Annotated in this window: 22 protein-coding genes; 3 read left to right on the forward strand and 19 right to left on the reverse strand. The window is 46.5% G+C overall.

The annotated features are described in order from the left end of the window. Positions 1–64: 64 nt before the first annotated feature. The 4 genes from NYE45_RS25605 to NYE45_RS25620 all read right to left on the reverse strand — a co-directional run bounded on the left by NYE45_RS25605 (position 65) and on the right by NYE45_RS25620 (position 3,104). The gene (locus NYE45_RS25605; protein ID WP_340014497.1) at positions 65–811 is read right to left on the reverse strand and encodes an amino acid ABC transporter ATP-binding protein; all 747 of its coding nucleotides are present in this window, start codon (positions 809–811) and stop codon (positions 65–67) included. A 16-nt stretch (positions 812–827) separates the two neighbouring features. Continuing rightward, a complete protein-coding gene (locus NYE45_RS25610; protein ID WP_017692207.1) occupies positions 828–1,472 on the reverse strand; it encodes an amino acid ABC transporter permease in 645 nt (214 codons plus the stop codon). Positions 1,473–1,504: 32 nt separating this feature from the next. After that, on the reverse strand, positions 1,505–2,356 hold the full coding sequence (locus NYE45_RS25615) for a transporter substrate-binding domain-containing protein (protein ID WP_340014498.1): 852 nt from the start codon (positions 2,354–2,356) through the stop codon (positions 1,505–1,507). Between the two features lie 115 nt (positions 2,357–2,471). After that, positions 2,472–3,104, reverse strand: coding sequence for a TetR/AcrR family transcriptional regulator (locus NYE45_RS25620; RefSeq protein ID WP_340014499.1), 633 nt, complete (start codon positions 3,102–3,104; stop codon positions 2,472–2,474). Positions 3,105–3,318: 214 nt separating this feature from the next. Here NYE45_RS25620 and bacA point away from each other — a divergent pair, with 214 nt between their 5' ends. Then, complete coding sequence (gene bacA, locus NYE45_RS25625) at positions 3,319–4,128, forward strand: undecaprenyl-diphosphate phosphatase (protein WP_082762920.1); 810 nt, start codon at positions 3,319–3,321, stop codon at positions 4,126–4,128. A 631-nt stretch (positions 4,129–4,759) separates the two neighbouring features. Here bacA and NYE45_RS25630 read toward each other — a convergent pair. The 5 genes from NYE45_RS25630 to NYE45_RS25650 all read right to left on the reverse strand — a co-directional run bounded on the left by NYE45_RS25630 (position 4,760) and on the right by NYE45_RS25650 (position 7,972). Beyond that, the gene (locus NYE45_RS25630; protein WP_340014500.1) at positions 4,760–5,086 is read right to left on the reverse strand and encodes a thioredoxin family protein; all 327 of its coding nucleotides are present in this window, start codon (positions 5,084–5,086) and stop codon (positions 4,760–4,762) included. Between the two features lie 85 nt (positions 5,087–5,171). Then, on the reverse strand, positions 5,172–6,080 hold the full coding sequence (locus NYE45_RS25635) for an aldo/keto reductase (RefSeq protein WP_340017439.1): 909 nt from the start codon (positions 6,078–6,080) through the stop codon (positions 5,172–5,174). A 180-nt stretch (positions 6,081–6,260) separates the two neighbouring features. Beyond that, positions 6,261–6,431 (reverse strand): hypothetical protein, encoded by a 171-nt coding sequence (locus NYE45_RS25640; protein WP_167350917.1) that lies wholly within the window; start codon positions 6,429–6,431, stop codon positions 6,261–6,263. Between the two features lie 152 nt (positions 6,432–6,583). Further along, positions 6,584–7,327 carry a 2,3-diphosphoglycerate-dependent phosphoglycerate mutase gene (gene gpmA / locus NYE45_RS25645; protein WP_340014501.1) on the reverse strand — a complete coding sequence of 248 codons (744 nt, stop codon included), beginning with the start codon at positions 7,325–7,327 and terminating at the stop codon, positions 6,584–6,586. Between the two features lie 72 nt (positions 7,328–7,399). Further along, on the reverse strand, positions 7,400–7,972 hold the full coding sequence (locus tag NYE45_RS25650; RefSeq protein ID WP_017692198.1) for a DUF420 domain-containing protein: 573 nt from the start codon (positions 7,970–7,972) through the stop codon (positions 7,400–7,402). Positions 7,973–8,349: 377 nt separating this feature from the next. On the opposite strand from NYE45_RS25650, the gene NYE45_RS25655 reads away from it, so the two are divergent. Beyond that, the gene (locus NYE45_RS25655) at positions 8,350–9,540 is read left to right on the forward strand and encodes a cation:proton antiporter (RefSeq protein ID WP_340014502.1); all 1,191 of its coding nucleotides are present in this window, start codon (positions 8,350–8,352) and stop codon (positions 9,538–9,540) included. Positions 9,541–9,756: 216 nt separating this feature from the next. Then, a complete protein-coding gene (locus tag NYE45_RS25660; RefSeq protein WP_340014503.1) occupies positions 9,757–10,410 on the forward strand; it encodes a transcriptional regulator in 654 nt (217 codons plus the stop codon). A 495-nt stretch (positions 10,411–10,905) separates the two neighbouring features. On the opposite strand, the gene NYE45_RS25665 is transcribed toward NYE45_RS25660, so the two are convergent. The 10 genes from NYE45_RS25665 to NYE45_RS25710 form a co-directional block, all read right to left on the reverse strand. Continuing rightward, positions 10,906–11,391: a DedA family protein gene (locus tag NYE45_RS25665; protein ID WP_062836407.1), complete on the reverse strand. Its 486-nt coding sequence runs from the start codon at positions 11,389–11,391 to the stop codon at positions 10,906–10,908. 13 nt (positions 11,392–11,404) lie between these two features. After that, positions 11,405–11,950: a CDP-diacylglycerol--serine O-phosphatidyltransferase gene (gene pssA, locus NYE45_RS25670; protein ID WP_076333600.1), complete on the reverse strand. Its 546-nt coding sequence runs from the start codon at positions 11,948–11,950 to the stop codon at positions 11,405–11,407. 21 nt (positions 11,951–11,971) lie between these two features. After that, on the reverse strand, positions 11,972–13,720 hold the full coding sequence (locus tag NYE45_RS25675; RefSeq protein ID WP_082762910.1) for a HAMP domain-containing sensor histidine kinase: 1,749 nt from the start codon (positions 13,718–13,720) through the stop codon (positions 11,972–11,974). Next, on the reverse strand, positions 13,717–14,397 hold the full coding sequence (locus NYE45_RS25680) for a response regulator transcription factor (RefSeq protein ID WP_169481435.1): 681 nt from the start codon (positions 14,395–14,397) through the stop codon (positions 13,717–13,719). The genes NYE45_RS25675 and NYE45_RS25680 overlap by 4 nt, the downstream gene beginning before the upstream one ends. A 251-nt stretch (positions 14,398–14,648) precedes the next feature. Beyond that, the gene (thiD, locus tag NYE45_RS25685) at positions 14,649–15,461 is read right to left on the reverse strand and encodes a bifunctional hydroxymethylpyrimidine kinase/phosphomethylpyrimidine kinase (RefSeq protein WP_340014504.1); all 813 of its coding nucleotides are present in this window, start codon (positions 15,459–15,461) and stop codon (positions 14,649–14,651) included. Between the two features lie 105 nt (positions 15,462–15,566). After that, positions 15,567–16,265: an ABC transporter permease gene (locus NYE45_RS25690; RefSeq protein ID WP_340014505.1), complete on the reverse strand. Its 699-nt coding sequence runs from the start codon at positions 16,263–16,265 to the stop codon at positions 15,567–15,569. Further along, positions 16,258–17,181 (reverse strand): ABC transporter ATP-binding protein, encoded by a 924-nt coding sequence (locus NYE45_RS25695; protein WP_340014506.1) that lies wholly within the window; start codon positions 17,179–17,181, stop codon positions 16,258–16,260. The genes NYE45_RS25690 and NYE45_RS25695 overlap by 8 nt, the downstream gene beginning before the upstream one ends. A gap of 126 nt (positions 17,182–17,307) precedes the next feature. Then, entirely contained in the window at positions 17,308–18,240 is a 933-nt protein-coding gene (locus NYE45_RS25700) for a sensor histidine kinase (RefSeq protein ID WP_340014507.1), read from the reverse strand. Then, on the reverse strand, positions 18,237–18,953 hold the full coding sequence (locus NYE45_RS25705) for a response regulator transcription factor (protein WP_340014508.1): 717 nt from the start codon (positions 18,951–18,953) through the stop codon (positions 18,237–18,239). The genes NYE45_RS25700 and NYE45_RS25705 overlap by 4 nt, the downstream gene beginning before the upstream one ends. A 153-nt stretch (positions 18,954–19,106) precedes the next feature. Then, positions 19,107–19,958: a DegV family protein gene (locus NYE45_RS25710; protein WP_340014509.1), complete on the reverse strand. Its 852-nt coding sequence runs from the start codon at positions 19,956–19,958 to the stop codon at positions 19,107–19,109. Positions 19,959–20,251 lie beyond the last annotated feature (293 nt).

Raw genomic sequence — 20,251 nt, forward strand, 5'->3', positions numbered from 1 at the left:
AGCGAAAAAGGTTTGCACTTGCCACTCCGATGACAGAATAACCTTCCGATCGCTGTTATCTTCATCAAAATTCAGTAATTTGCTGCAGGAAACGACGGGTGCGTTCTTGCTTCGGATCCTCAAAGAACGCCTGTGGACTTGCTTCTTCCACTATAGATCCGTCTGCCATAAAGACAATCTTGTTCGCCACATTACGGGCAAACTTCAATTCATGCGTCACGACCAGCATCGTCATGCCTTCCTCTGCCAGCTCCTTCATGACGGAAAGCACCTCTCCGACCAATTCAGGATCAAGAGCTGAAGTAGGCTCATCAAACAACATTACTTCCGGCTCCATAGCGAGTGCACGTGCAATGGCAACCCGCTGCTGTTGTCCACCGGACAATCGAGATGGATACGCATCCTGCTTGTCCGACAAGCCGACCCGATCCAGAAGAATCCGGCCACGTTCAGCCGCTTCGTCACGTTTCATTTTTTTCACCGTAACGAGACCTTCCATCACATTACCCAACACTGTCTTGTGCGGATACAGATTGAACTGTTGGAAGACCATGCCGGTCTGGCGACGAATCTCCAATACCCGGGCACGCTGGACACGCAGCGAATCAGCACTGTTGACCACTACACCGTTCACTTCAATCTGTCCTCCGGACAACTCTTCGAGTCCATTCAGACAGCGCAGCAAGGTACTTTTGCCTGAACCACTTGGGCCGAGCAATACAACAATATCTTTGGCATCGACATGCAGATCGATGTTCGTAAGTACTTCATTTTTCTGAAAACGTTTGGTAAGTCCAGTTGTTGTAATCATCGCTTCTCTCCTCCTATCAGTAAGCGCGGGCCAGCCGGCGCTCCACTTGTTCCAGAATGGCCGAGAAGCCGATACTCATAATCCAGTAGATCACACCGATGGCCAGATAAAACGGCATATTCAATGCATATTGCGATACCAGCAGTTGTGCTGAACGCAACAACTCGGTAACACCGATCGCCGCCACAAGTGACGTTTCCTTCAACATGCCAATAAAGGTGTTCCCCATCGGCGGGATGGCAATCCGCACAGCCTGCGGAAAGATAATCCTTCTCATCGCTTGAGCCGGTGTCATTCCCGTTGCGTATGCAGCTTCCGTCTGCCCTTTAGGTACAGCCTGAATGGCTCCACGGAACGTCTCCGACAGAAACGCACCTGCATTCAGACTGAGTCCCAGACATGCTGCGGTGAGTGATCCCAAGGTCACTCCATAATCGACCAATCCGTAATAAATGACGAATAATTGCACCAACAGCGGGGTTCCCCGCATGATGGATACATAAAACCTTGCGATCAACCTAAGCCACATCGGTCCCTTCAGACGAGCAATAGCAACGAGCACGCCGATGATAAAGGCAAAAAACATGGAGATCACAGTTACATACAGCGTATAGTAAGCCCCCTTCAGAAAGAAGGGGATATTCTCAAATACCAGTTCCATGGGTCAAATCTTCCCTTCGCCTTGCAGGTTCATTATTGCGCAGGCTCTTCACCAAACCATTTTTTGAAAATGGTATCGTACGTGCCATCATCTTTCATGCCTTTGAGGGCATCATTCAGTGCAGCTACGAGTTCCGGGTTATCTTTGCGTACTGCAATTCCTGCTTGGTCACTTTTAATCGCTTCACCTACAGCTTTGATATTGAGTCCGTTGGCATCCACAATCGGTTTCAGAGCATACATGTTGTTGATTGTCGCGTCAATCCGCCCAGCATTCAGGTCTTTAAGTGAAGAGATGACATCGTCATAGGTTTTAATCGTGAAGTCGCCCACTTTTGGCAACACTTCATTACGCAGATATGATTCATCATTCGTACCCAGACCTACGCCAATCGTTTTACCTTTGAAATCTTCCAGCTTGGTAATATCGTTATTGTCTTCTTTGACAATGATTTTAACTTGGTTCGTGATATACGGATCACTGAAATCCAGTACTTTCTTACGATCATCAGTAATGGTCATCTGGCTGATAATGGCATCCAGCTTTTTGGCTTGCAGACTAGGTGTCAGACCGGAGAACTCCTGGGATACAAATTCAACCTCAACTCCCAAACGCTTCGCAACCTCACGTGCGATATCAGCATCGTAGCCATCCATTTCTTTCTTATCATTCAGGAAGTTGTATGGTGCGTATGTGCCCATCATGCCCACTTTGATAACGCCAGCAGACTTGATCTGCTCCAGTTCATTGCTTGCCTGCGCACCGTTCGTGCCTCCGTTGTCCGTTGCCTTACTTCCACAAGCGCTAAGTACCAGCACAGTCATCAGCAGAATCGCTGTCAAAGACCAGCCTTTACGAGTTTTCGATCCATATGTTTTGTTCATTACGTTAACTTCCTCTCATTCGTGTATTCATCTCTTGGTGTACATTTGGTTACTTCGTTGTCATGAAACCGCAGTTGTACCATTATTCCCTGTTACTTGCTTAATCATGTGAATCTTATGTGCCTAGGAGTCCGTAAAACTCAAAGCTTGCTGCTTCTGCTGCCAGCGATGAAGCAGTCATGGCCGAGAACTTGCTGTGCAACTCATCCGAGCCGAACAACCATCGCGATATCATGCCTTCAATCATGCCTACCAACAATGCGGCCCGAAGCGGCACATCCATGTCCTGAGGCAACATGCCGAGTTCAATGGCACGTTCCATATTGTGACGGAACGCTGTCTCGACGGCATTACGTGTCTCCTCGACCAGACGTTGTACGGATTCTTCGGTCACGATGCCTCTGAGCAACAGCTCCATAAAATAACGATTCTGCGCAGCAAATGAGAACAAGTCGGTGAATAGCCTTTCCGATGCTTTCACCATATCCTCCACTGATCCGGCATCCTTGCGGTAACCTTGCCCAATTGCCTCAAGTAACTTCTCCTTGCCCGTTAATACAATCTCCGAAGCAATGGCTTCTTTACTCTTGAAGTGCCAGTAGAACGTTCCTTGCGCAACACCCGCTTCACGGACGATATCGGAAATTTTCGTCTGATGGTAGCCCTGGGTTGCAAATCGCTCCATCGCTATGCGAATTATCTGGTCCCGGCGTTCTTCACCAGGTTCCAAACCGTTAATTTTGGTCATTCATGTAACCCTCCCGATTGATCAGTCAGTCAGTTAAGTTATATCCTATTGGATAACTAGGTTTTTGTCAATATAGTTTTAAACAAATGGTTACAAGCATAAGTTGAAGTTGAGCGCAATTGTGATCATAATAGGTGATAGCCTTGTTCAGATGAACAGGCATGGTCAAGCAGGACAGCCTGTGCTGTCACCTGCATTTCAAGGAGGAAGAGAATTGGACATTATATCATCCATTATTATGGGCATCATCGAAGGTTTGACTGAGTTTTTGCCCGTGTCCTCTACTGGACACATGATTCTGACCGCCCACCTGCTGGGTTTATCGGAGGACAACGAGTCAGTCAAAACGTTTGAGGTGGTTGTTCAACTCGGAGCTGTACTTGCTGTTGTAGTACTGTACTGGAACAAATTCATTGATATGTTCCGCTTCACCGGAGGGACTAGGTCGTATTCCCGCCGCCTCAATCTGGGACATATCTTCTTGGCAATGGTTCCTGCCGTAGTCATCGGACTTGTATTCCGCGACTGGATCAAAGCACATTTATTTGGTCCGGAGACAGTGCTGTACAGCCTCGTTATTGGGGGTATATTGATGATTGTAGCCGAACGCTGGAGCCAAAAGAGTCACCGAATTACCACTCATGATGTCGACGATATATCCTACAAACAGGCATTCGTGGTGGGTCTGTTTCAAATCTTGGCGTTGTGGCCAGGCTTCTCCCGTTCCGGGTCAACGATCTCAGGCGGTCTTTTTGCAGGGGTAAGCCGTGTCGCCGCTGCCGAGTTCACATTCCTCGTGTCTGTGCCGATTATGATTGGTGCTACGGGATATGACCTGTACAAAAGTATCGATCACCTGAACGGCAGTGATTTCCCAATCTTTGCGATTGGATTCATCGCTGCGTTCATCGTCGCCATGCTGGCGATCAAGACGTTCTTGTCCATTTTGAAAAAATTGAGCCTGACCGTCTTCGCTGTATATCGCTTCGTCTTGGCAGCCGTCTTCTTTATTATTTTGATGTAATCATTACAATTCAATGCATTAAGACAGGCAAAATCAATGGCGGCCTCCCGTTCCCTTCGGAACGAGGCCGCCATATTTATGTTCTCTGCGCTATGCATTCTGTTGCTTGATGGTTCTGTTGTTGCTTCAGAGACAGGAATAGCTGTAATTATAGGTTGAATCATGCGTGATGACGACTAGGTTTACTATGTATCATGGACTTCCAGATTCATATTCACTTCTGGTAAGAAATCTGGCTTAGTACCACTCTTTCACTTGAATGTTCCGGTGTCTCTTCCGATACCTCAATCTTTCAAGCAAATTATATCTACTCTCTTTTTGTTCCTGCAGCAACTGCTTCACTCCGATCATTAATAATCGGTATCTTCGGTCATCATTGTGACTTAATTGGTGCATTTCTTCAAAAATTTCATTCTTCATACGGATCTTGTTCACTCCAAATATTCAGTTTGTTCTCACAGTATACATGGGAACACTGAACAAATTCTAAACAAGCCCTTTTCCTCAGCTTCACTTAATTGAGGACACATCATGCCGGCTGGAATGAAGCAGAAAAACCCCCTCCTGTCGCCTGGACAAGAAGAGGTCTTCATAGCAATGTTAATTAATAAACTTTATTGCCTTCGTATGCTTAAACTTTGGATTCAAGCGTCTCCAGATACTCGGAGATTTGAGCAGGTGTTTTCGCCCATTTACTGTGCAGATGTGCGATTTTTTTGCCTTTCTGGAAAACGAGCAGGCTTGGAATGCCACGTACGCCATTCTCATCGGCAAACGGCTGGAACTTCTCTGCATCCAGGGCATAGAAGGTTTTATCCGTATGCTGGTCGATAACATCCCCGATAAAGCGATCCAGGTTTTTGCAATCCGGACACCAGGTTGTATCAAATTTAATGACGGTATAACCATCAGAGTTAATTGTATCGAGATATTGTTGTTCACTTTGAATTCTTTCCATATGTCATCTCTCCTTTGGCTGTTCCTTTTTGGGCTGATCTTCATTGTACCTTGTATAGTTACAATTGAAAATAGGCTTAATAAAGTTAACGATGCTGCTTGTACAGATTAGCCGGACTAAGCTCCCGTATTTCCTGAATTTCCGCAGCTGTGAGCGCGGGTGAATTCGAAGCGGCAATATTGTGCAACAACTGGTCTCTTGAACTGGCACCCGGGACAACTGCTGCTACGGCAGGATGGGATAACGCGTAGCGAATAGCCGTCTGAGCCATGCTGCGTTGATCCGTGACCAGACGACTTAGCCCTTGCCGCATGGTATATAGTTGCTCTGGCGTATAGTCCAGATAACCTTTGTCTGCCTTGGCAGATCCGGAATCGGCGAGCACACCGCTAGCCACAGGTCCACGGGCAATTACGCTGATCCCCTTTTGCTCCAATAAAGGCAGCACTTCTTCTTCCGCTCTGCGGTCAGCAACACTATACTGGTTCATTACACTAACGATCGATGCCCTCTTCACATATTCCCGAATCACATTGGGGCGAATGGAAGAGATGCCGTAATGCCGGATGAGTCCTTCTTTCTTCAACTCCTCAAACGCTTCGATCGTCTCTTCGATGGGGTCGTCCAAGGTTCCGCCATGTAGCTGATACAGGTCGATATAATCGGTCTGCAGTCGTTTCAGACTTTCATGTACAGCCTGCTTGATATAGGCTTTGGATGGGTCCCAAGACCAGCCCTCCTTGCCAGCAATACGACGATTACCTACTTTGGTCGCCACAACGACTTGGTCCCGACGTCCCTTAATAGCTTGTCCTACAATTTCTTCATTACGCCCTTCGTCATACAGATCGGCTGTATCCAGCAGATTGACGCCGTGATCCAGAGCTTCATGAATTAGATCTATAGCGGGCTCCATATCGGTTCCGAGCGACATACAGCCCAGCCCAATCTCAGACACCATTAGTTCGGATGTGCCCAGACGATTTTTCTTCATAAGTTTATCTCCCTCCATACGTTCTGCAAGTATCCATTGTACCATTCTTGCTGGCAAAAATCGCATGCCTCACCAAAACAAAAGATGGCTTTCAATTGCACAAAAAAACCTGGAACGACTTCATCTCCAGGTTTCTCATGATCATCATTTTAATTCAATCGATAGGTGAACTATCGCAATCTATTTCACTTCCACGCGTGGTCTGGTTTTACTTGTTCCATTCGACGAATTGGAGTTTTTCATCATACCCGAAACGGTGCTGAACAGCTTATCTCTTGCTTGTTTGTTCCTCATCAGATAAGTTACACCTGCTCCGATAGCCGTCATCAGTATTCCTCTTCTTTTAGACATGTGCTTCTCCTCCTTCAGGATAAATGTACATCGTGTCTTGTTTGACAATTACCCTCTGGGAGCAAAACGAAACGAAGTACAAGCTTGATCGCGCAAAAAAAAGATGACCTCCGAATTCAATTCAGCGGTCATCTTCCAATCGTCCATGTCCATTAATCGGACGGCGTTGCCACATGGGTCATTTCTTCATGTTTGTAGGTCGAACCATCCGCGGTCAGATAGAAGTGACCGATGGGATGCAGATCTTCATCCAACTCATAGACAAGCGGAATGCCTGTCGGAATGTTGAGCGCCATCACGTCTGCTTCGGACAGTTGGTCCAGATGCATGACGAGTGAACGGAGCGTGTTACCATGCGCAGAGATCAGCACTCTTTTGCCAGCCGACACCATCGGTTTAATCTCCGCATTCCAGTAATCCAGCACACGCTTCGATGTATCCATCAGATTCTCCGTAAACGGGATCGTGCACCCGAGCCGCTTGTACTTGTCCAGATCCTGCACATATCGATCATCGGTTGCGTCCAATGCAGGGGGAGATACGCTAACGGAGCGTCTCCATTCCTTCACTTGGTCTTCCCCATACTTCAAGGCAGTCTGCTGTTTGTTCAGTCCTTGCAGTGCACCATAATGGCGTTCATTCAGCTTCCAGGTCTTCGTAATGGGAATCCACATGAGGTCCATCTCATCCAGCGCAATATCGAGTGTTCGAATAGAACGTTTCAGCACGGATGCATAGGCGTAATCAAAATCAAACCCCTGTTCCTTCATGATCTTCCCTGCTTTACGAGCTTCTGCGTAACCATCCGTCGTCAGATCCACATCTGTCCAACCGGTAAATCGATTCTCCACATTCCACATGCTCTGTCCATGGCGAATCAAAACAACTCTGTACATAAGCGTGAACCTCCTTCCATGGAAACATTACCCGCAAGTCAAACGACTTAGCACAGTGAAACGTTCATAACATTAATAATATGGTGCCATCATCAGGTATACCACGACACCTGTGGAGCTGACATACAGCCAGATTGGCATAGTCCAACGTGCAATTTTGCGGTGTTTCTTCAATTGATTCGTCCAACCCCACACGAGTGTGAACAACGCCAATGGAACAATGAGGGCTGCCAGTATACTATGGGTGATCAGGATGAAGAAATAAATGGAACGAATGATGCCCTCGCCGCCGTATTTGGACGTCTCTGGAGAAAGGTAATGAAACGTCAGATATGTCACGAGGAATAACAACGTTGTTGAGAATGCAGCAAGAATAAATCGTTTGTGCAGCTTCACATTCCGCTTGATAATAGCAATAAGCGCTGCGAGCAAGAAGATGAAGGTAAAGCTGTTAAACACGGCATTAAACCGCGGTAACACCGTAATATCAAAGGTTACATCACCTTTGTAACCAATAGACGGTGCGAAGAACAATAATAAAATAATGACATTAGCAAGAATGGAAATCGTGATAATGATGCCTGCGAAATTTTTATTGCTCGTCGGGGACGGGATGTTCGGTTCCCCTTTGTTATTTTTGCCCAATGCAAAATCCTCCTCATATCCTAACTTCTATGTTCTATATCATTATATCTCGGCAATTCCGGGCTGTTAAGTGACAACACTCTGAACAAAAACCGCTGCACTCCCCTATAAAATGCCCCTTTGCGGCCATTTTCAATCAAATCCAATCCGGCTCCCATTTACCGAATCCTTCATTTGTGGTATAATTAACGCAATTAATCACATACGCGTTCAAAACGGAGGAGCCTGTCACCAAGGGCCCCTCTTTGTTTTTTTCTAGGCATGGAATGGCACTTTTTGAAGTGGTTCCATGCTTTTTTTGGTTTAAAGCTTGGATGGGCTGCTTCACCCTTGGACAGGTTAACCTATTGACGCTACTGCCGGAGAGGAGTACACCTATGGAATTTGTTTTGGTTCTTGCACTTATTTTGATCTTTACCAAACTTGCCGGAGATCTGTCCGTGAGACTGGGTCAACCTTCGGTATTGGGGAAATTGATTGTCGGTGTTATCCTCGGACCTGCACTGCTTGGTTGGGTGGAAAAGACGGATTTCGTTCATTATATGGCCGAGATCGGGGTACTGTTGTTGATGTTCATCGCCGGACTAGAAACCGATCTGGAGCAATTGAAGAAAAACTGGAAGGCTGCCTTTGCTGTAGCCGTCGGTGGTGTTATTTTACCTTTTGTCGGGGGATATGGTTCGGCCTTAGCTTTCGGCATGTCGCAGACACACGCGCTTTTCTTCGGACTACTGTTCTGTGCGACTTCAGTAAGTATCTCTGTGCAGACTTTGAAGGACATGAATCAGCTGAGTTCACGTGAAGGTACTACGATTCTGGGCGCAGCCGTTGTGGATGATGTGCTCGTCGTGGTTCTGCTCGCTGTTATGATGAGCTTGCTCGGCACAGGTGCTGGAGATATCTCTATTGGATGGTTGATTGGCAAGAAACTTCTGTTCTTCGTAATCATCGTTGCAGCAGGCTGGTGGCTCGTGCCACGGATCATGAAATGGATGGCTCCACTGCGGGTCACCGAGACCGTGATTACGACCGGACTCATTATCTGTTTTCTCTTTTCCTACTTTGCCGAGTGGATGGGTGTTGCGGGTATTATCGGTGCTTTTGCAGCAGGAATCGCCATCTCCCAGACTAACTTCAAACATGAGGTTGAAACTAAAATCGAGCCGATTGCTTACGGGATTTTTGTCCCGGTATTCTTTGTTAGTATCGGATTAAATGTGACCTTTGATGGTGTCGGTTCACAGATTTGGTTTATTATCGTCATCAGTCTCATTGCCATTGTCACTAAGATGATTGGTGGTGGAGCTGGTGCACGGCTGACCGGATTTGATCGTTCCTCTTCTATTGCTATTGGGGCAGGCATGATCTCCAGAGGGGAAGTTGCTCTAATTATCGCATCCACGGGACTTGCTTCGGGCTTGCTTGATTCGGAGTACTTTACCAGCGTTGTGATCATGGTCATCATCACCACCTTGGTTACGCCACCCCTGCTCAAAATAACCTTTGCACGTAAAAAGGGTGAAAAGCGAGTCGAAAGAGGAATTGAAGAATCTCATTTAAATGGGTAACTATAGTTAATTGAAAGTATTGAAATTATTCTGTATTTAAAGCTATACTTGGCTTAGAAATGCAATATATTGGTCGTGAAGCACACGCCGCTTTGATCCATTCTCTCCTTCAACACGAAGGTTGGAAATGGTCAGAGCGGCTTTTTGTATTTTCGGATGACGACCTGTATCCCTGTTCACATTCGTTTTATTTTATTTTTAGAGGAGATGAAGACGATGAGTATTGATTTTGATGAGGCTTACGAAGTGTGGATGCACTCCCTTATGGAGAAGGAAACGAACCCCAGAGTGATTTCCAGAATAGAAAATGGACTTGAACATGGCACATTGGAATTTTTGCGTTCCGTTTGGTTTCCAGTGATGAAAAGCTTTAACCATCTGCAACCCGAATGGGAGGTTCGTGACTTTCATAACGGCTATCGGTATCTGGATCTAGCATATATGCCAGGTAACGGCGTTAAAGGAGGTATTGAGATTCAGGGATACGGGCCGCATGCCCGTGATCTGGACGTACGGCGTTTTAAAGATTTATGCTGGCGGCATTGTCTGCTAACGCTTGATGATTGGATTTTTCTGCCGATCGCTTATCTCTCCATTAAAGACGAACCGAAACGGTGCCAACAGCTTGTGCTCTCTTTTATGGGAAAATTCATTGCTACGGACGTTCCCACATCCTTAAATTGGCTTGAAGCCGAGACTATACGTTATGCCAGACGCATCATCCGTCCATTCGCCCCCTCGGAACTAGCAACACACCTGCGAATCACGGATCAGCATGCTCGACGAGTTCTTCACAGCCTGATTGATCAACACGTATTACATGTCGCTAGTGGCGCTCAACGATATCGAACGTATATCTTACGAACATGAGACACTCTATTTCGCCGATATCGTACATATCCATTTTTTAACGAACTCAGGACACCTTATTGTGATGATATGGAGTAGATCAGAGCACTTTTCCGGGCCTTTTCGTGAAATAAGATTACTGAGATTCGTTAGAATTCCAACATGCCTCTTATCTCGATAATAAGCTCACCTGAGTTCGTTAGAATTTTGACGATGACTTTGAAACTTTTGGAGTTACTACTATTAAACCTAATTGCGAACCACTTTAGCTACTAGAGCGTCAGATACTTGCGTCAATAACGAGTTACATGGAGATTTAAAACGGAGGAATAGCTCTGAGCTTGAATTTACTTGAAATAGCTTGCGGGCTAGCCTACAGCTCCAAGGATAAATTACTTGTAGTCGATTAAATCACTTAAAATGAGGTCTCCGACCAATATAGAAAAACAAAAAAAGACCACCTTACACTCAAGAGGTCTTCCATCTTTGCCTGTTGTTGCAACAGGCTGTCCCATTTTAAGTTAACACACCGACATAAAAGCCAATCGAGATAAAGACAACACACCATACAAATGCACCAATGCCTGATACGAGAACATACCTGCCCATTGCCATTTTGCTAATCCCCGAGAAACAGCACATCAGATGACGAATGCCTGGAATGAAGTAACCGAGGATGATGGACCAATATCCATATTTGAGGAACCACGACTCCACCCTGCTGAATCGTTTAGCATTGACGCCGACCCACTTGCCGTATTTTTCAACCAGCGGCCTGCCCGCTTTCTTGCCGATCATATAGCTGAGCAGCCCCCCGGTAAATGCGCCACCGAAACTGACGGCGATGGATACGGAGTAATTCAATACCGAGATGGAGGCGAGATATCCGACAAACGTCATCATCACCTCATCCGGAATCGGCATGCCAATGACACCAAGAGCCAGTAGTCCGTATATTGCGAAATATCCATATTGACCAATAAATTCTTTTGCAAATTCCATACTGACTCGCTCCTTATTTCGGTTCCACAATATCCTTCTCATGAGAGGCTAGCACTTGTTTTAGTGATGGGAATCGGATTTGGCTCACCATGAGACCGGATAGTACAATAATGACAAGATAAGCTACACCATGCGTGAAATAAGGACTCCAAAGCGCGAAAAAGGACATCAGCCCCCCTGCAAATGTAATCGGCATCCCGACAAAACCACTGCTTGCTGTCTTCTGACAGTTATAACGAGCCAGACGCAATGCACCGCAAACCGGAAACAATGCGGTCAGTGCCATTCCCAGCACACTCACTTCATTCATGGAGTTCAGGTACAGAATCAGCACAGGAGCTGTTCCGAATGAAACCACATCCGCGAGCGAATCCAGGGCTTTGCCGAACTCACCCTCACAATGCAATTTGCGGGCCGCAAACCCGTCAAACAGATCAAAGAACATCGCTACCCATATCATCATCACAGCCAGGGCGAATTCACCATGAATAGCCATAATGACTGCCAGCATGCCTGAACTCAGATTCCCCAAGGTTAAAATCGATGGTAAAGACTTCATAAGATTTGACTCCCTTTCGTACTAGGCTTTAGGAAAAATAATATAAAAACGGACTCCATCCGGTGTATTCTCCACTCCATAACTGCACCCGTGCAGATCCAGAATCTGCTTCGCAATGGCCAGACCGAGCCCGGTTCCCCCCATTTTGCGATTACGCGAGCGCTCTACCCGATAGAACCTCTCCCATATATACTGCCGCTCAGCTTCAGCAATCTGCTCGCCCTTGTTCTCAATGGAAATGTGAACCAGACCGTCACGTCTGCTGATCTCAATAGTTATATCGGTATGTGGTATCGCATGACGTATAGCATTCATCATGATATTGAAAATAACTTGCTCCAGCTTGCTCCGGTCACCTTCCACCGTCTGCTCTGTTGTGGATACAAGCACCACATCCAATCCTTTGTCCTTCAGCTGCGGACCCAGACGGCCGGCGATATCTTCAATCATGTCAGCCAGTGCAACAGCATCTGTATTCAACTGAACCGCTGAAGATTCCAGTCGCACCAGATCCAGCATCTCTTCAACCATCGTTTCCATTTTGATGGTCTCATCGGCAATGATCTCAATGTAACGCTCACGCTTGCTTTCACTCACGCCATCCTTCAGCCCTTCGGAATAACCCTTGATAATGCTAATTGGTGTCTTGAGTTCATGCGATGCGTCGGCAAAAAATTTGCGTTGACGCTGTTCAATCTGCTGCTTCATTTCCATATCTGTACGCATCTGCGTGTTGGCCTGCCTCAGCTCTTCCAGTGTCTGACCCAAGGTTCCCGATAATGCATTCAGACTATTGGACAGACTGCCGATTTCGTCATTACGCCGGATGGGTGATTTCACCGTGAAATCCAGTGTAGACATTTTCTTGGCGACATGGTTCAGGGCCAGCAGCGGCTTCGTTACAATTCGGGACAGCAGCAGTGCCAGTAACAGAATCAATATAAATGCGCCAATGCCAAAATACGCATAGAACAAACGTGTTGCCTCGTTCGCTTCCCTCATCTCCTGTAGAGAGGTAAGCGAGAAGATCAGTTGTTGCTCGGGTCCGGAACGATGTACTGGAGCAATGGTGATCACATTTCGAACACCACTCCAGCTATCCGTCCATTCTTCATTAAGCATTTTGCCATTCGCCAAGGCAAGTTGGTCTTCGGTGGACAAAGGGAACCGGCTATCCAGTGCCTGCACCAGCAGTCCCTGTCTCTGACTCCACGTTGCCAGATTGGGAAGAACGACCTCGGTCAATACGCCTGACCATTCCTTTACCGGTTCAATCGATTCCTGAAAGCTTTCTGTTCCCCATGCAGCAGAAGTGGCATCCTGGATTTTGAATGGGTAGACCATGGACCCGCTGGCCGGACCTCTCACCGTCAGTTCCTGCCCATATTTCAGATGGGATGTAATCCAGCCTGCATTCTCACTATTGATAAACAAGGATAAGGACACCTTCACGTGACTCCCGTCCTCCTGAAGCAGCGTAATGTGGAACGGATCATTAACCAGTCTTCCGGTATTCGTCAGAATGACCAGATGCGACTGATTCTGACGCATGAATTTCCCGGTCTCCTTGGCTAGTTGCAAATCACTCCAATGCCCATTGGAATATTGCTGTTCGAACTTGGACAGCTTTTTCTTCATACTGCTGACCTTCTGATGCTGATAAAAATCGGGAAACCAGACCAACTGGGCAAAAACCGTCGTTCCGTATAAAAGTACCAGACATCCTGCCATGACCAGAAAAAGCTTCATCGTTACGCCATTTCTTCTCATGCTTCTGCCTCGAAACGATATCCGGTGCCAATTACAGTCCGAATACACTTGGCTTCATCACCTAATTTGCTGCGCAACTTCTTGATGTGAGTATCCACAACACGTGAGTCCCCTTCAAAATCAAATCCCCAGATCCGATTCAGGATGGCATCCCGGGACAATACAATGCCTGCATTTCGTACCAAATAGAGCAACAGATCATACTCCTTTGGTGCAAGCTCCACTTCAATGCCGTCCTTCTCCAGTCGTCGAGCCCATGGATCAAGGGTTACCTGTCCGAAGCGAATCACGCCCTGCTCTCGTCCAAATGAACCTTCAACTCGCTTCATTAATGTCTCTGCACGTGCAACCAGCACACGTGGACTGAATGGCTTCGTGACATAATCATCTACGCCCAGCTGGAATCCATGAATTTTATCGTCATCCTCGGACCGTGCAGTCAGCATGATAATAGGTACGGTGGATTGGGAGCGAATATGCCCGCATAATGTCCATCCATCCATTTCAGGCATCAAAACATCCAGAATAACCAGATCCACCTCATGCAGAGCCAACAGTTCCAGTGCCTGTACTCCATGTTCTGCTTCTATGACGTTCCATTGTTCTTTTATGAAATAATCGGCCACAATCTCACGAATGCGGCTTTCATCTTCCACCAGAAGCACTGTTCTGATCATGGCCGACTCTCCTTTTTAGATTTCTGATGATAACATACCTATTCCATGTGTCGTTCATGTGTCCAGACATCTTTTGGAATGAACCCCATGATATATACGATTAATATAAGCCAAAAGTTACTAATTTTTATCAAAATTCGCACAAAAAAGAAGCCGTCAACGAGCAATCTCCTGCTCATTGACAGCTACTTAAATGAAATCGAAGTGTGTTATCCAGAAGTGATGCGCTACTACACGCTCACTGGTAACACTTAGCGTTGGTGCTCCAGACGGTGTGCCACATGCAGTGTCGGACCAACAAAACGGTTCAGCGGGAATCCGCCGGCAATCGCTTTGGTCACGAAGGCTTTACCTTCACGAACAGCCTCTTTCACTGAAAGACCACGAGCCAATCCTGCGGTAATCGCCGCAGACGTCGTGCAGCCCGCACCATGCGTATACCCGGAGCCGACAACATCGGCTTCAAACCATTCGTAGTTGGTTCCATCATAGAGTAGATCCATTGCTTTACCCGGGCTAATTACACCTCTGTCCTTGATCAGAACATGCTTCGAGCCATGGGCATGAATTGTTGCTGCCGCTGCTTCCATCTGTTCTTTGGAGCGAATCGGTCCACTCTTCGCCAGTTGGGATGCTTCGAACAGATTAGGTGTAACCAGATCGGCACCTGGCAACAGGAATTCGATCATTGCTTCCGTATTTTCCGGTTGCAGTACTTCGTCCGTACCTTTGCAGACCATTACCGGATCGATCACGATCTGTGGCAGACCACTGCGGCGAATATGCTTCGCTACCAGTTCAATAATATCTACAGAACCGAGCATACCTGTCTTCATTGCATCAAAACCGATGCCATCAAGAACAGTACGAAGCTGTGCTTCAACTACATTTAATTCCACAGGAAAGACCTGGTGATCCCATGTATCGGGTTCCATTGCCACAACTGTAGTCAGTACGGTCATGCCATACACACCCAGCTCCTGAAAAGTTTTCAAATCAGCTTGAATCCCTGCACCGCCGCTCGTGTCCGAACCAGCTATTGTTAATGTTTTTGGAATCGTCATGGTAGTTGCATTCTCCTTTGTGTCTCAGTTGACATTATCCTATCCCTTGTACGAGCGGATGTCAATGGCATCTGAAGCCATACAGAGCATGGTTTTCCGAATGATTCAGTTCACATCTTTGGTCTCCAGACGAACCATGGACATCGAAGCAATCCATATACCTACAGCTCCAAGGGTCAGCGGGATAACAATAAGCGAATGAATGGAAACTTCCGAACCGTTAAATCCGGAGCAGACGATCAAAACTAGCAAAATGGAAGAGATCATTGTCGCTGTAACTGAATGCTTACGCATACCGAAGAATAAGGGAATAAGTGCCATACACGCAGCCGATAAAGAACTCATACTGTACTTCACCAGAAGTCCCAATATATCCTGATTCGTCAATGATCCGGGAATGAAGGAGTAGACATGATTAACAAATAGCAGCAGTGAACCCATCAACAAATCGGTAACCATAATCATCACAAATGTAAAACCAAACACGATAATCAATTTGGCAGCGATGATTTTATGACGCTGGATGGGATAGGTAAACATGACGTTCATGGTTTTATTTCGATACTCACTGATCACCAGCTTGGATAATAAAGCTCCTGCAAATATGATAAAGGTCGCTCTCACAAACGTATCGATAATCATAAAGGCGGTCTGGTAACTGGCATAGGCATAATCTTCTGCTCCCATATCCACAAATCCAATCATAATTAGAAAAAGAAGAACACCTATATTGGCAATACCTGCACCTGCAAAATTTCGTGCAAAGCGGTGCTTCCGCATCTCAAGCCTGATCAATTTAAGCAACGTCTTCATCCCCTTTTATCAGCTTCATGAAGTGTTCTTCCAGGGAATGAGCCCGTTTGGATATCGATTCGATCTCGATGCCGTGTTGGATCAGCTTGGTGTTCAATTCCGATGGAATGATTCCCGGATCATAGATGCGTAACGTTTGGTCATCGACCAGTTTATAATTACTCAAACCAAGCTGGTGTTCAATGACATAAGTCGCTTTGCGGATATCTACCGCCTGTAACTCAATGTACTCATTTTGACTTCCACGAATGCTCTCCATCGATACTTCCTCCACCAAGCGACCGCCGCGAATGACACCAACCGTGTCAGCAATTTGCTCTATCTCGCCAAGAATGTGACTAGAGACCAACAGGGTAATGCGATACTCATTGCTAAGGCGCTTGAACAAATCTCGCATCTCCCGGATTCCTACCGGATCCAATCCGTTGATCGGTTCATCCAGAATGAGCAGTTCGGGTGTGGTTATGAGTGCGCGAGCCAATCCCAGCCTCTGCTTCATACCCAGGGAGAAGTCCTTGACCGGTTTCTTGCCCGTATCCTTCAGCCCTACCGTTTCCATCGTGTTGTCAATAATCTTTTTGTTGTGAAACCCCATGTACTCACAGTGAAGTTCCAGATTCTCGCGAGCAGACAGTCTATCGTAGAAAAAAGGATATTCAATAATGCTGCCCATTCGTTTCAACACTTCATAGGATGTAGGTGTAAGCTTCTCCCCAAACAGTTCAATCTCTCCTGTTGTTGGTTTAACCAGATTGGTCAGCATCTTCATGATGGTTGTTTTGCCTGCACCATTCGGACCGAGAAACCCATAGATCTCACCTTGCTTAATACTCATATTGACGTTGGATACAACTTCGACCCCTTCATATACTTTGGTCACATCTATCGTTCGTGCGATATAATTCATCGTCTTGTTCTCCTTTACGTACCCTGTCCGGGTTCCTATATCTGTATTGTAAAGAGAAAAGTCTGCTTTTTTATTAATCAAATCTTACAAAAACCTTAAGCTTGACCGAAAATGCCAAAACAGGCTCTACCTGGCCTTTAAGGTAACCGAAAATACAGTCCGTTGATGTGGCACACTATGTAAATGAATACTTCCACCCATCCGCTCCACTAGCCGCTTCGTGATGGTCAGACCAAGGCCGCTGCCCTGATAGAGTCGATTGCGGGAATCCTCCAGTGTATACATGCGTTCGAACACACGACTATGCTCACTTTCGGGAATTCCCTTCCCTTGGTCCCAGATTTGTAGCGTCACAGGTCCACCTGTCGTATGTTCGAGCGTTAGCCCCAGCACCTTACCCTCTGCCCCATATTTCATCCCATTGGTCATGAGATTATCCAGCACACGGTCCAGTGCTTCTTCATTTCCTTGCACGAAGATATCATCATCAGGTATATCCAGCTCCACATGCAACCCGAGATTGGTCAACATTTCATAAAAGGAGATCATCTTCAACCGGCATAATTCGCTTATATTAACTCGACTAAGCACCAGTTCCGTGTCTCCAGATTCCAGCTTCGCCAGATCGAAAAAGGAATGAATCAAACGCAGCACTTCCTGCGCCTTATCTTGTATTTTCTCCGTCATAATCTTTCGTTCCTGATCGGTCAGTGATGGACTGTGCAGCAAGGTCTCACTATAGCCCAGCACAACCGTAAGCGGCGTTTTCAGATCATGGGAGATGTTGGAGAGCATATTGCGCATCTCCTTCTCCTGGTTCGCATAACCGGCCTTCGCGCGGTGCGCATGATCCAGCAGCTGGTTCATGTCTTTCAGAAGCTGGCTAACTTGATCATCACTGTTGAATACAAGCAAGCGCTCAAAGGTGCCTTGATCCAAAATAGCGGATATTTTCTCGTGAATATAAGACAGGTGTTGGCTGCGTTTCCGCAATCTCATCCACATTCCAATGACCACAATGACTAGAATAACTGTTGTACTGGCAAAAATCAGTGTCATGCCTGCTCCGCCTCCAGCTTATATCCGATGCCCCAGAGTGTCTTGATATACTGGGGAGCCGAAGGGTCCGCCTCTAGTTTTTCTCTTAGACGGCGCATATGTACGTTAATGATATTTTCGTCTCCATAATAATGATCGTTCCAGACCGAAGCGTAGATCTGAGCCTTGGTGAACACTTTGCCGGGATGAGTAACCAATAGCTTCAGAATGCCAAATTCCTTGGACGTCAGCTTGACGGATATACCTTCTCGTTCCACCTCGTATGTCTCCATGTCGACCACAAGTCCGCCGAGGTGAATACGCTGATCTTTAGCCACTTCAGCCACAGGTTGAGCGGTATAATTGGCGCGGCGAATCGCAGCTTTAATACGGGCAGTCAACTCGATTAATGAGAAGGGTTTGCTCAGATAATCATCAGCGCCGAAGCCCAGACCCAGCGCTTTGTCCACCTCCCCATCCTTCGCAGACAGAATGAGCACAGGCACCAAACTGACTGCCCGAATGGTTTGCAGCACATCCATCCCACTCTTGCGAGGCAGCATCAGGTCCAGAATAACCAGATCATACCCCGGTTGTGACTGACTGAACTGACGTTCTGCCTCTAATCCGTCATATGCATACGTGACGTCGTAGCCCTCTTTTTCCAAATATGGCCCGACCATCTCACTAATTGAATGATCATCTTCAACAAGCAACAAGCGGTGACTTGACACAGGATTCCCTCCAACATGAACATTTTTCTTTATTACCTCACAGTTTGTTTGAATTGGCAATGACATACGAAAAAACCTGACAGGAGCACCACTTTGGTATAAAGTGTGTTTCCTGCCAGGTCTATGAGCGTTTATAGATGAGTGCTTATACGTCTAGTCTCTGTATCCGTTCTCACTGTGTATCCAGCACAGCCCAATGGTTCCTGCACCTGCATGGATACTCACCACAGGGATAAACGGCATGATTTCGGTCTTTATTCTAGGCAATAGATCTGCAATCTGCTTTTTGATTGTGACGGCTTCTTCCTGATTATTCGCATGCATAATGCACACATGCTTTACTTTCTCCACATCCAGTTTGAGCATATCCAGCATACGCTCTTTCGTCCGCTTGAACGTGCGAATCTTCTCATTCACAACCACTTTGCCCTCTTCAAATCGTAGCAACAGATGGATCTTGAGCAGTTGACTGATGATCAGCTGTGTGCCCGACACCCGCCCACTGCGGTGAAGATGCTGAAGACTGGCCGGTATGAGGTAAAAGGACATGTTATCAATCATCTGTTCAATATTTACTTTGATCTCGGCAGCCGAACATCCCTGCTTCTGCCATTCCAGTCCTTGCATAATCATCTCACGGTGAGGATAGGCACCTGCCTTTGAATCAATTGCGGTCACCGTCACTCCTGCAATCTCTGCAGCCTGCATGGACGTATGCAGCGTTCCGCTCAGTGCAGTAGAGCAATGAATCGTAATAATCTCATCGTACTTGTCTTTGAGCGACTCATATAGTTCAATGAACTCGCCAATGGGTGGCTGCGAACTGCTCGCACGTGAAGCCTCCGCAAGTTTTTCATAGAACGTTTCAGATGTAATGTCATCGGTTTCCCGGTAACATTCTTCTCCAAATACGATGCGCAGCGGTACGATGTAGATATGATTTTGCTCCGCAAAAACGGGATCCAGTGTACTGGTACTATCGGTGACCCATGCAATTTTCTTCATGACATCCTTCTCTCTTGCCGGATTGTTCGTTCTGTATCCTCAATCGTCAGGCACAAGCCCGGCGGTTTATTTAAAATTTGAATATTTCACATTGTAAACGTTTGCGATACTACCTCTCAATTATAAAGGAACGGACAGACCGTTGTCTTGTGGCGCAATCATGAACAACCCTATTAATTCCATTTATAGCTAAAAAAATGTCTTGCCTGTGAAGGAATAAATTGGTATGCTGTTGTCCTTCTCTCTTTTTTCGCCTTGACTGAAGTGAACGGAAACGCCGTTCAATCCACTTA

Source organism: Paenibacillus sp. FSL K6-1318 (assembly GCF_037976905.1).
GTDB classification, from domain to species: domain Bacteria; phylum Bacillota; class Bacilli; order Paenibacillales; family Paenibacillaceae; genus Paenibacillus; species Paenibacillus amylolyticus_A.